This window comes from Pararcticibacter amylolyticus, assembly GCF_003130405.1.
GTDB classification, from domain to species: Bacteria; Bacteroidota; Bacteroidia; order Sphingobacteriales; family Sphingobacteriaceae; genus Arcticibacter; species Arcticibacter amylolyticus.
Genome location: NZ_QEAS01000002.1, coordinates 458,329 through 470,497 on the forward strand (window position 1 = coordinate 458,329; position 12,169 = coordinate 470,497).

Annotated in this window: 10 protein-coding genes; 3 read left to right on the forward strand and 7 right to left on the reverse strand. The window is 43.8% G+C overall.

Features of this window, described 5'->3' with window-relative positions:
- Both DDR33_RS04360 and DDR33_RS04365 read right to left on the reverse strand, forming a co-directional pair.
- A partial coding sequence (locus tag DDR33_RS04360) for a 1-phosphofructokinase family hexose kinase (protein ID WP_109414527.1) occupies positions 1-931 on the reverse strand: 931 nt, incomplete at its 3' end.
- Positions 931-1,989 carry a class I fructose-bisphosphate aldolase gene (locus DDR33_RS04365; RefSeq protein ID WP_109414528.1) on the reverse strand — a complete coding sequence of 353 codons (1,059 nt, stop codon included), beginning with the start codon at positions 1,987-1,989 and terminating at the stop codon, positions 931-933. The genes DDR33_RS04365 and DDR33_RS04360, both read right to left, overlap by 1 nt.
- Before the next feature lie 65 nt (positions 1,990-2,054).
- Here DDR33_RS04365 and DDR33_RS04370 point away from each other — a divergent pair, with 65 nt between their 5' ends.
- Both DDR33_RS04370 and DDR33_RS04375 read left to right on the forward strand, forming a co-directional pair.
- Positions 2,055-2,306 (forward strand): hypothetical protein, encoded by a 252-nt coding sequence (locus DDR33_RS04370; protein WP_109414529.1) that lies wholly within the window; start codon positions 2,055-2,057, stop codon positions 2,304-2,306.
- Between the two features lie 55 nt (positions 2,307-2,361).
- Positions 2,362-2,844, forward strand: a complete 483-nt coding sequence (locus DDR33_RS04375; RefSeq protein WP_109414530.1) for a CinA family protein — start codon at positions 2,362-2,364, stop codon at positions 2,842-2,844.
- A gap of 265 nt (positions 2,845-3,109) precedes the next feature.
- Here the strand turns inward: DDR33_RS04375 and DDR33_RS04380 are convergent, their stop codons facing one another.
- From DDR33_RS04380 to DDR33_RS04400, 5 genes are all read right to left on the reverse strand, one after another.
- Complete coding sequence (locus tag DDR33_RS04380; protein ID WP_109414531.1) at positions 3,110-3,790, reverse strand: DUF3823 domain-containing protein; 681 nt, start codon at positions 3,788-3,790, stop codon at positions 3,110-3,112.
- Between the two features lie 16 nt (positions 3,791-3,806).
- Positions 3,807-5,657 (reverse strand): RagB/SusD family nutrient uptake outer membrane protein, encoded by a 1,851-nt coding sequence (locus tag DDR33_RS04385; RefSeq protein ID WP_109414532.1) that lies wholly within the window; start codon positions 5,655-5,657, stop codon positions 3,807-3,809.
- Between the two features lie 5 nt (positions 5,658-5,662).
- Positions 5,663-8,980 (reverse strand): SusC/RagA family TonB-linked outer membrane protein, encoded by a 3,318-nt coding sequence (locus DDR33_RS04390; protein WP_109414533.1) that lies wholly within the window; start codon positions 8,978-8,980, stop codon positions 5,663-5,665.
- Positions 8,981-9,287: 307 nt separating this feature from the next.
- Entirely contained in the window at positions 9,288-9,707 is a 420-nt protein-coding gene (locus DDR33_RS04395; RefSeq protein ID WP_202913649.1) for a deoxycytidylate deaminase, read from the reverse strand.
- A 44-nt stretch (positions 9,708-9,751) separates the two neighbouring features.
- Positions 9,752-11,245 (reverse strand): MFS transporter, encoded by a 1,494-nt coding sequence (locus tag DDR33_RS04400; protein ID WP_109414574.1) that lies wholly within the window; start codon positions 11,243-11,245, stop codon positions 9,752-9,754.
- 146 nt (positions 11,246-11,391) lie between these two features.
- On the opposite strand from DDR33_RS04400, the gene DDR33_RS04405 reads away from it, so the two are divergent.
- Complete coding sequence (locus DDR33_RS04405) at positions 11,392-12,021, forward strand: LysE family translocator (protein ID WP_109414535.1); 630 nt, start codon at positions 11,392-11,394, stop codon at positions 12,019-12,021.
- Positions 12,022-12,169: the final 148 nt, after the last annotated feature.

Genomic DNA, 12,169 nt, shown 5'->3' on the forward strand with positions numbered 1-12,169 from the left:
GTTTCCTCAGCCATTCAAACAACCTCTCCGCATCCTGCTTTTTAAACAAGCCGGTACCCGGATTCATAGTTGCCGCAGAACCGCACGCCACTCCCATCTTTGCCATATCAATGAAACTTCCCTCATTAGCCAGGACGGATACCATTCCGGCAACCATACTGTCGCCCGCCCCAACAGTGCTTAGCTTCTTTACGGCAGGAGCCGGAATATATTCCTTCAGATCCTTCGTCACCAGGTAGGCGCCCTGAGGTCCCATTGACACGACAACAACTTCTGCTTTTCCGCTATCGATCAGTTCCTTTGCTGCTTCATCAGCCGAATCATTATCAAGGGAATCCACTCCGGTAAGCCTTGCCAGTTCGCCAATATTCGGCTTTAACAGGAAAACCCCTTCTTTAACCACCTCTGTAAGTGCATCACCTGAAGTATCTACAACAACCCGGGCATTCCGCTCTTTTGCAGCGCGCACTATTTTCCTTAAATAAGACGGCTCCATACCGGGAGGCATACTACCGCTTATCACAACAACATCGGGAAAAGGAGACAGTCCGGTGATACTTTTAAATATTTCGTCTGCTTCCGTTCCCGGAATTTCAGTTCCCGGCATTCCAAAGCGATACTGCTGGTTAGTAGAACTTTCCACTACAATAAAATTTTCCCTGGTTTCGCCGGAAACTTCCCACGGTGTAACCGAAACGCCTTCCTTTCTAAGCAGTTCCTCCAGGAGTTTACCCGTCCGGCCCGCCGACGGAAAAAAAGCATTTGAATGAATACCCAATCGTAACAATCCCCTGGAAACATTTATCCCACCGCCTCCGGGTTCAAAGTTCGGCGGTTCACAACGCAGTTTTCTTTCAGGGGTTATCCTGTCAACAGAACTGCTTTTGTCAACGGTAGGGTTTAGTGTGATCGTGATTATACTCTTACTCATCAGGCTATATCAATTTCGTTTGCCAAATAAACATCCTGCATCGTTTGTAAAAACGACACTCCTTCTTCAAAGGGACGCTGAAAAGCTCTTCTTCCAAGAATCAGCCCGGTACCTCCGGCTCTCTTATTAACCACTGCCGTTTTTACCGATTCAACAAGATCAGATACTCCTTTAGACTCTCCTCCCGAATTGATCAGTCCAGCCCTTCCCATATAGCAGTTAGCTACCTGGTACCGGCACAGATCAATAGGGTGATCAGAAGCCAGCTTATCATACATCGCCGGATGACTCTTAGAGAAATTAATAGCCGTAAATCCGTCATTATTCTCCGGCATTTTCTGCTTAATAATGTCAGCCTGGATCGTTACACCTAAATGATTCGCCTGGCCAGTAATGTCCGCCGCCACTTCATAATTTACACCATCTTTTTTGAAGGCATTATTCCTGGTATAGCACCACAGGATACAAGCCATTCCCAGTTCATGAGCCCGTTCAAAAGCCTCAGCTACCTCAATGATCTGCCGGCTCGACTCTTCCGAACCAAAATAGATCGTTGCACCAACTGCTGCTGCCCCCAGGTTCCAGGCGTCTTCTACAGATCCAAACATGATCTGGTTGTACTTGGTCGGGTAGGTAAGCAATTCGTTATGATTAATTTTTACAATGAACGGGATCTTATGTGCGTATTTCCTCGACATCATGGCAAGGTTGCCAAAAGTCGTAGCAACCGCATTACATCCGCCTTCTATCGCAAGCCTGATGATATTTTCAGGGTCAAAGTACATCGGGTTCGGCGCAAACGATGCCCCGGCGGTATGTTCAATTCCCTGATCGATCGGAAGGATCGACAGGTAGCCGGTTCCCGAAAGACGTCCGTGATTGAAAATAGACGACAAGCTTCTCAAAACCTGAGGATTCCTGTTCGTCTGAACTAAAACCTTATCAATAAAATCAGGAGACGGAATATGTAAAATCTCTTTAGATATGGTTTTACACTGATGCTGCAGAAGAGTTTCGGCGCTATCGCCTAACAGATCAAGAATTCTTTGATAACTCATATTTAATAAACAAAAGGAAAGCCCTATTGTTGATTTTTTTACCAATTACCCTTAAACACACATCTATGAAACCAGGAGAAGCTTTGATTAAAATACTATCCCGAAAATACGACCCCTTAACATTGATCAATAGCCATTTTAAACGCTATGACATCTCTTTTAAAACCGACCAGGAGGGTAATCCTGTCCTGCTTTTCATCGGGAAAGCCACACCCGGAGGTACCATTAAAGGAGAGCGTTACGCCCGAACATTGAAAAAAGACACAGAAGGTAACGTTATCAAAGACCACTGGGAGTTAAAAGGAAAAGCCAGTTAACCCGGCAATAAAACTTTATTATCATTTGTACGTTAGCAATTCCATTATTAAATATATGCCCGCACCATCTGTTATAGCCTGTTGTATTAAGATAAAAGAGAAGGATTTTACTATATCATTTGCCGAGAGTGCCTCCACCGGGAGACTGATATATGATTTCACGTCCGTCCCGAATTGTGGAAATATCATCAAAGGAAGTATCGTTTGCTATGACCGCAGCGTCAAAGAAGAACTCTTTAAAATTCCGTCCCGGGTGATCGATCAATATTCAGCAGAATCTGCCGAGGTGACGCAACTTCTGGCCGAAGAGTTGAAAAATCTTCTTCCCGCAGATATTGTTGTCGCCGTAACCGGCCTCGCATCCCCCGGCGGAAGCGAAACACCCGAAAAGCCCGTAGGAACCATGTTCGTTCACGGTTTTATCAAAGACAAGTCCTGGCAGCGAAGATTTTATTTTGAAGGAGATCCCCATCAGATAGTCGCACAAACGATCAATGCCACGGCTTTAGCATTGCTTGAAGAAATGGAGACAACTTAATTTTAAGGTTAGTTCTCACCTGCATACATTTTATGAGAGTTCATACTCTTGATGACAGGATCATTAATGCACAGAAGACGAGGCATTAAGCAGAGCGAAGAAATAAGAAGAACCCGAATAAGGAGAGTTCATTATTCAATTTTAAAATCATCATATAAATTAAATGCAGAGCAGAAGTCAGGTTTTCTGAACATCAGCTCTGCATTTAACGTCTTCCTTTAAACAGAATAACTAATTCTATCTAAAAGCTTTAATTCAGCAAATACTATTTCAGGCGCACCACTGGTGAGTAGATCCCCTGGTCAGCACCTTTGGCCCAAACACATACACGACCGTAAAGTACAGGTGCACTTGAAACAGTTGTATTACCAGTAAGATCAGCACTCAGGTTTACTGTGCCGGGAGAAACGTTATCAGTGAAATCTTTACGCATTATATTGATCTGATCATCAACAAATACAGTTGAATTGAGCAGCAATATTACTCTGTCAATTTCAGCCTCCGGTACGATCTTGTTGATCGTAAAAGTTGTCTTCATCTCATTATTAACAAGAGAAACAGAGGCGTTTGAAACGGTAAAAAATGGAATTACCGGTACGTCAATAGTGGTAGCTCCTTTTACGTTAACAATCATCGTATCACGTGAATTCACCCAGGGCCCGGTTCGGTCTGCCGTAACCAGCTTATATTTGCCATCGAATAATTTAGCAGAAAAAGCACCGTCCTGTCCCACATATACGTTAATGGGATCATGTCTTTGGTATCCATCCTGATACAATTGTAACTTAACCTTTTCCCCCGAACCACGCAGATCTAGTGCTTGCCCTTCATAGACTACCCTCCCCGACAGAACAGACTCGGGCGCATCATAATTGTCCTTTCCGCAACCTGCAAATATCACCAGCAGGGAAAACGAGAGAACACCTGAAAAAATATCTATTTTCATTTTACTATCTTAAAAATTATTGAAACGGATTTTTAACCATCTTTGGATTGTTATTTAGCCAACTATTGTCAAGCTCACTGTAATAGTTTTTCAACTCAAACTTCAATGGGTTGGGATAGATAAAACTCATATCTTTCTCTTCAAAGAACCATTTTCCATTATTCGGGTCGCCCGGCGATACAACCCGATAGGGCCATAAACCGCGGCGGGTCGACTTCTCGTTCGATTGACTTCCATTCCAGGCTTTGTCGGCCAAACGCCAGCGTAACATATCCCAGTAACGCTGGTCTTCAAACGCAAATTCCACGCGTCTTTCATGAACTATATTATCGAAGGTAACAGTCGTTAATGGCTGTACACCAGCTCGTGCACGCACTGCATTAATAGCATTTACAGTAATAGTATTTGCTCCGCCATTTAACTCCAGAGAAGCTTCTGCAACAATAAGATAAGCCTCCGCAATACGAAAATGAGGCTCCCACATCTCCGAGCCCCTGCCGATTGTTCCGGCAGAAGGAGTTTCATCCAGGAATTTCCGGATACCAAATCCGGTTTTATTAACCAGTCTCTTTGAAGGGTCATAAAAGGGGCCATTTCCGGAAGTATAAGAATCCCCTTCTCTTTTCACCCATTGTCCATTCTGTTCATTTAAATGCCCGGCCTGAAGAACAACTTCTGCACCTACGAAGAATGATCCCGGATACATTACAGTCCCCCCCAGCCGGGGATCACGCGCTTTAAAAGGGGCATCTGCTGATTCGTAGAATTTAGGTGAACTGAGAGTCCCCACTTCAAACTTACTGCCTTGCCCGGGAGTAGTCGTGTTAACAGGCTCATATTCTTCTACTAAATTAAGTAATACGGATAAATAATTACCGTCAGCATCCTGGGCAAGAGTAGTAGGTAAATTACTTTTTGTAAAGCCATGGGTTTGCCCCGGATAACTAAAGTCACGGGCCCAGATAACTTCCGAATTGTTATCTTTTACACACACCGCTTCATAGAAGTTCCTTGCTTTGTTTTCAGGCCGCTTGTCCTGCAAGACATAAGGGCTATTAGTTATTACATATTGAGCTGCATCCAGGGCCTTCTGATAATAATCTCTTGCTTTACTTGCATCGATTCCGACCTCTCTTCCCGGAGTTTGGATCGGTGATGCCATCTGGTTATTATATTTAGCCAGCGAAGCGCCATAAAGAGCTGCGCGTGCCTCAAGCATCTTGGCCGTCCAACGGTTCGCCCTGGAAGAGTTTTTATTTTTCTCAGCAGGCAGCATATCAGCTATTGCATGACATTCGCTGATAATATAATCATAAGTCTCCGCTTCCGTTGCCCTGGGATATTGAATTGCTGTTATATCCATCCCGGGGGTATAAACAAATACTTCATCACCTACAATAGGCATTCCCCCCAGGGTTCTGCACATGTTAAAATAGCACCATGCACGAATAAACCGGGCCTCACCTTCTAACGGTCGCTTTTCTGATTCCTGAAGCACTTTAGTTTCCTTTACTCCCTGGAGAAACTGATTTATGTTCCGGATCAGCTTATAATCGTATGTCCTCCAGCGATTCCGGTCAAACTGATTAATATTATCAAAATCATAACGTATAGCCTCATCCAGCCTGGTGAAATCATACAGATCCCCTCCTGGTCGTTGTCCCCAGTCATAATCCTTATCATCCGGCGTTTTTCCTCTGCTCACACGTTCATAAAAGTTGGCGAGAACTGACTTAATCAGGTTCGGATCTCCGTAAACCTGATCATTCGTCAGAATTTTGTCCGGCTCCTGGTCTAAAAAATCTCTACACCCGCTTCCTGATAAGCACAAAGCCATTGCGGCAATTATAAAATATCTTCCTTTCATTGGTTTTAAAATTTAAGGTTTACACCAAAATTGTACATTCGCATAGTAGGATATCCCAGGCCATTCTCGTCCTGCTGCTCAGGATCGGCCCCTTTAACATTCGTTATAGCAAACAGGTTGGTCCCGGATACATAAACGCGCAGTCCGCTAACGCCAACTTTGCTTAATACATTCTTTGGTACGTTATATCCCAGTTCAAGATTACGGAGTTTCATGTACCGCACATTATGTTTCCAAAAAGTACTGCCCCAATAATTACTGTGTCCTGACCTGTTAAACATAGCCATTGGATATTTACCAGGAATAATTTCACTATTAGCATCCCAGATATCAGATAAATGCCATGCATCCTCCAGAACAAATTGCGGGCTATTCCCATTATTCTGGAAGGGCACGGCTTGCTCGTGCCGTTGATTATAAGTGGATAATGCTGATCCCGAAAAATCAAAAGCCAGGTCAATATTCTTCCAGTTGAATGCAAAGTTTAAACCCATGTTTAATATCGGAGTCTGATCCTGACGATATCCTATTGGGCGTTCATCCATGCTATTAATTACTTTATCCCCATTCACATCTTTGTATTTGATATCTCCCGGGCGAAGTGTCCGGTTTCCTTCATGATCATTGTCAATCGGGTAATTGGCTATTTCCTCCCAGCTCTGGAACTGCCCGATTGCTTCAAGCCCCCAGTTGATATATCCAAACCGGTGATTAATGCTGTTTCTGTAGACATCCCATGAGTTGCTTTTACGGTTATCATATTGCTCCCAATCGTAAAAACGGGAATACGTAAAACTGGCACCAATACTGTAATTCAAGTCATTTATTTTATCCGACCAGCGAATAGCTCCGTCAATACCTTTATGGAGATCAGAATTTAAGTTTTCCTTGGGCAAGTCAAATCCAAGCTCCGAAGGCAACAATACGTCATACCGGGAGGCTGGCAATCCCGTCCGTAAACGTCTGAAATAGTCAAGCTGGGCAGTCAACCTGTTATTCAGGAAGGAGACATCAAATCCGGCATCAAAAATCTTTGCTTTGATCCATGATAAAGTGGTCACCGGCAACCCACGCGGTGCGGTGCCGACAACATAAGCACCATCGATCACATAGCCGCCCGACTTATAGTTATAACCGGACATGTAATCAAATGCATTATAGTCAGGAGTATTGTCATCCCCCACTAATCCATAGGAAGCACGCAACTTCAAGTCGCTGATCACATCTTTGATTTTATGATCCTTCCAGAACTTTTCTTCCGAAATCCTCCAGCCAACAGATGCAGAGGGGAAGAACCCCCACCGGTCATTGGGAGGAAACTTCCATGAACCATCATAACGTCCGGACAATTCAAGCAAATATTTATTGGCATAGTCATAATTAACACGTCCCATCCAACCGATCCTTGCCTGGGGATTTTCACCGTTATCGTTATACGACCTGATTTCCTTTACATCATTTATCAGATGTAAATTATTAGCAACTGGTCTGCTTATCAACTGATTATTTGGATCACGGCGCTGAATAGTTTCCATACCGGCTACAGCGCTCAGCGAATGGCGGCCAAATGCTTTATCATAAGCAAGCTGTATATTTGACGTCATTTCTTCCACATATCCGTTAATACGTTCCCGGTACGGATCGCTCATCGTATAGTCTACAGGGTAAGTATCAGTAGCAGCATCATAACGATAAAGCTTATAAGTATATTCCTGATTTTCAAACTTACGGTTAGCGAAATAGTATCCACCCAGTACCTTTGCTTTCAATCCATCCATTATCTGATACTCACCATTTGCCTGCAGTTGCATAACCCTCCAGGTATCGGTCATCCTTCCCGACAGATCGTAATTCAGGATGGCGAAATTTGTCTGAACATCATCACTGGACTTTTGAGGATACAAAGGATTATCATTGGCATAAGGCCCCTTCACCGGTGTATTTCTTAAAACCGCGAAGCGGGGCAGCCAGTAGTCGTCTCCACCCGGAACACCAGGATTCTCTCTTTTTTCAATACGGCCATTCATGCGCGCACCAATCTTCAGGCGCTTATTGATCTGGCTTTCGATGTTCATTTGCGCATTGGTTCGCTTAAAACCACCGTAATTAACAATAGTAGCATCCTGGTTCAAATTACCGACAGAAATATAATAGCTGGTTTTTTCTGATCCGCCGGAAACATTTGCATTTATGTAATTCTGAGGGGCAGATATCCAGATATAATCCAGCCAGTCGAAGCCCTGATAACCTTTTTCCGTTCCGGCCATCCATTTCTCATACTCTTCCTTGCTGTATGTCCTATTTCCACCTCTGAGGGTTTCAGCCTGAACATAGTTTTTAACATAGGTCTTTGCGTCGGCCGGATCAGTAAATTTAAAGTTGTCTTGCCTGCCATAGTAAGTGCTCACCGAAACAGTGTTCTGAGCATTTTTATTCCCTTTTTTGGTAGTAACCACCACCACTCCGTTTGCTGCCCTTACGCCATAAATAGACGCAGAAGCATCTTTCAGCACAGCTACCGACTCGATATCATTAAAGTCAATATTGTTAAACTGCCCCGCATCTGATTGGATACCATCGATTACATACAAGGGATCGCCCATGTTTCGAATTCTCAGGTTAACCGAAGAACCGGGTCTCCCGTCAGTTTGCCTGAAGTTTAAGCCGGGCACTTTAGCCACTAACGCACCCGACGCTGTGGGAGCCGAAGACCGGGCGATATCTTTCGACCCTATCGTCGAAATTGCACCTGTCATCGTAACCTTTTTTTGCGACAAGCCGAAACCTGTTACTACCACTTCCTGCAAGGACTGCTCATCTGCTTTCATCGAGATCCTAAGGGTGCCGGAAGAACCAACCTTTACAATTTGCGTAACATAGCCGATGTAAGAGATTTCCAGTAGTGAATTCTCTCCTGCGTTTAGTGTGAACTGACCTTTTACGTCTGTCACGGTTCCTTTAGTAGTACCTTTTTCCTTAATGGAAGCGCCTATGATGGGCTGGCCTGTTTCGTCGAGAACTATCCCTGATATACTTCTGGGCTGCTTAATCTCTCCGGGAGAGGATAAGCCGTGTGACGAGCCAGCAAGTCCAAAAACTTTACCAGAGGCACATAACAGAGAAAAAATAAATAAAAAAGTAATGGTTTTAAGCGTTCGGCTGCCAATAAATCCTAAGGCCGCCCGCCTTTTACCCGCTATTTGGTTGGTCGAAAAATGGAGGAGTTCGTCAAGGAAATTCGCCAGGGGAATAACCAATGTCCATCTGCGAAACGACAGGTTGCCGAAAAGATCAAAAAGATGATCTTGTATATTTCTTTTCATAAAAAAGATCTGGTTAATTAATGCTGTTAATAGTTAGCTATTTATAACAGATCAAAGAAAACGATTTAGCAAGGCCGGAAGCTATTTGTTTTGTCTCAAAATTTCCTCAATTCGTCTCATAGAGGCCAACTAATAACGGTACAGTTTATTATGGAAGAATATGCCCAAAAAGGGTAACGTATTCAATAAGAGTAATCAAGGAACAAGCCCTCCAATTCATCCCATTTTGTCCTCCTTGTTACACGAGGTACAGCGATGTCCGGCTTTTTACGTAAGAATCTTTTTAATGGCGAAAATGACAACTCCCTCACAGCTTCCTGCACTCCAAGCCAAAACGATTCAGAAAGTCCCCCCCCTCATCCGAAGAAAGTCCTTTATACTCAGCATAGGAGCTCTTAAAAAACACTTTCTTTATCCCTGATGAAAAGATAAGACGGGCACAGGGCAAACAAGGTGATAAGGTAACATACAAGGTCGAACCCTCCAGGTCTGCGCCGTTCTTCACAGCATAAAGAATGGCATTTTCTTCTGCATGAAGAGCGAGAGAACAGCTTCCGCGCGAATCTCTCGGGCAGCCTTCTTCCGGCCACTCCTCATCACAGTTATGAGTACCGGCCGGAGGGCCGTTATACCCGATTGAGATAATTCTGGTATCTTTTGTCAGAACGGCTCCGACCTGGGCCTTTACGCAATGTGAGCGCAGGGCCAGGTCGGTTGCCAGTTTCATGAATATAATATCAAAACTTGGTTTTTCAGCAAGCATAAAAAGAATTAATGACCGCCAGCTACTGCTTTATCAAAGTCAATGCCCTGTCTTTTCAGAATGCCGCTCACACGCCATGCATAGAATGCCAGGTAAGCAAAACACAATACACCTACCAGGTAAGACCATTTAATTCCAAGCACATGATCTGCTACAAAGCCCTGTAATAAACTTACAACGCCCCCACCCATGATCATCATCACGAGGAAGCTCGATCCTGAATTTGTATGCTTGCCCAGTCCCGCGATGGCAAGAGTGAAGATACAAGGCCAAAGAGTTGAACAGAACAACCCTACGCTGATAAATGCAAATACGCTGACCATTCCGCTTGAGAACATACCGATAAACAATGCAGCAATCGCTATTGCCGAGAAGATCAGAAGCTGTCTTGCCGGATTTCCTTTACTCATCAGGTCGGCGATGATCAGGACCACGATATTCAGACCATACACATAAAAAGGAGTGATATCATGATTTGCCAGCTTATTGATCAGTAAAAACACCGCAAAAGCAATATAAGGCATCACAAATCTCATCACTTTTCTTGTGCCGTCCGACAAATTAAACGCTCCTACAGAAGCAGTCCAGCGTCCGATCATAAGACTTGCCCAGTAGAGGGAGACAAAAGGCGCAATAAATTCAGTCGGGGTATTCAATTCCTGTTTCATAAATTCAGGCAGATTACTCGCCGTACTTACTTCAACACCCACATATACGAAGATCCCGATCATACCCATGACAAGCTGAGCGTAATCAAGCGGAGATTTCTTTGATTTTGAGAAGTGCTTCTCTTCGGCATTCGACACGTCGGTCGGCGAGCTGATCGCCACCTCATCTTCGTCATCTGCAGCAGATTCTATCTTATTCGGGATAGCGGAAAACAAAAATACGACCGCTACGATCAGAAACAAAGCTCCCAAAATCAGATATGGAAATTTCACCATGCCGATACTGGCTACATTGGCAGAACCGTCGGCATTTACAGAACCGAAGATTGCAAGGCTCACCAGGATCGGGCCGATAGTCGTTCCGAAGTTATTCACCCCCCCGGTCAGACTTAGTCGCTGAGCTCCCGTCTTGGGATCCCCCATAGCGATGGCCAATGGGTTCGCCGCTGTCTGCTGCAAAGAAAATCCAAGTCCGACAATGAACAAACCAGAGATCATCAGGGAAAAAGAAGCGGTTTCCGCAGCCGGATAAAACAATAAAGTACCCAGGGCTGATATTCCAAGACCAACGGCAATACCATTACGATAACCAATCTTGTTCAGGATATCCCCTCCGCTGAAATTTGATACTAAGGTATAGATGATCGATCCTACCGTATAGGCAACGTAGAAAGCAAAAGAGATCATTTGTGACTGCCATTGTTCAAGATGCAGATGTTCTTTAAACACAGGAATCAGGATGTCATTACTGGCCGCAACAAAGCCCCAGAAAAAGAATACCATGACCAGCGTATATAATGCCGATCCGTAATTTTTATTTTCGTTCACTTGCATGGAATATAGGGTAAATTTATTTTGAGCGCCTAACATAGGTAAATTTTTAAGAATTCAGAAGCAATCATTTAATATTATTATAATCGATAATTTGATGTTTTTTATTGTAAAAATCAGATATTCGCACAATCCGAACCACAAATTAGATGCTCGAAACAATTATATCTGGTGTAGGACTTGGAATAGTACTTTCATTTGTGACGGGTCCGGTCTTTTTTGCACTACTGAAAACAAGCATTGAAAGAGGCTTTCATGCGGGGATGTGGCTGGCGGCGGGTGTTGTTGTCAGTGATTTGATTTATGTGGGACTCGCGGTTTACGGGTCTTCTTTTATACAATTTGAAAACAACTACAGGCTTCCGATCGGTATAGCCGGCAGTGCCGTTCTAACAGCAATAGGATGTTATTATCTCTTTAAGAAGGTGAAGATCAATTACGACAACACCACCTCAACCAAGAGAAATACAGGTTATTTTCTGAAAGGCTTCCTGATGTGTATTTTAAACCCCTCCCTCCTTCTTTACTGGGTTAGCGTAACCAGCGGAATTATTTCTGTCACCGGAGAAATAAAAGCTCAGCAGATTATACCCTTTTTCGGTTCCATTCTCGTCACTCAGTTCAGCATGGACACCCTTAAAGCTTACTACGCCAATAAGCTGCGTTACAAAATCAAAGAGAACACAATTGTTCTCCTTAACCGGGTTGCGGGCACACTTATAATCATCTTCGCCCTTAAACTCATTTATAACCTGATTTTTAATATTCCCCTGGTTTAGACTTTATCCATGCCTTCCGGCGGGACTAAATGTCCATTCCTAAAAAAGCTATACACAAATTAAAAAGTGTATGGAAAGTAAAAGAAGGAAAGCGAAGTCAGAGAGAGAGGGAAAGCATACGCCCTTTGACAAGCGGGAAATTAAGAAA

Excerpts from the sequence above, each read along its gene's own strand:
- DDR33_RS04365 (WP_109414528.1), bottom strand. The coding sequence starts at position 1,989 with ATGAGTTATCAAAGAATTCTTGATCTGTTAGGCGATAGCGCCGAAACT.
- DDR33_RS04370 (WP_109414529.1), top strand. The coding sequence starts at position 2,055 with ATGAAACCAGGAGAAGCTTTGATTAAAATACTATCCCGAAAATACGAC.
- DDR33_RS04375 (WP_109414530.1), top strand. The coding sequence starts at position 2,362 with ATGCCCGCACCATCTGTTATAGCCTGTTGTATTAAGATAAAAGAGAAG.
- DDR33_RS04380 (WP_109414531.1), bottom strand. The coding sequence starts at position 3,790 with ATGAAAATAGATATTTTTTCAGGTGTTCTCTCGTTTTCCCTGCTGGTG.
- DDR33_RS04385 (WP_109414532.1), bottom strand. The coding sequence starts at position 5,657 with ATGAAAGGAAGATATTTTATAATTGCCGCAATGGCTTTGTGCTTATCA.
- DDR33_RS04390 (WP_109414533.1), bottom strand. The coding sequence starts at position 8,980 with ATGAAAAGAAATATACAAGATCATCTTTTTGATCTTTTCGGCAACCTG.
- DDR33_RS04395 (WP_202913649.1), bottom strand. The coding sequence starts at position 9,707 with ATGAAACTGGCAACCGACCTGGCCCTGCGCTCACATTGCGTAAAGGCC.
- DDR33_RS04400 (WP_109414574.1), bottom strand. The coding sequence starts at position 11,245 with ATGCAAGTGAACGAAAATAAAAATTACGGATCGGCATTATATACGCTG.
- DDR33_RS04405 (WP_109414535.1), top strand. The coding sequence starts at position 11,392 with ATGCTCGAAACAATTATATCTGGTGTAGGACTTGGAATAGTACTTTCA.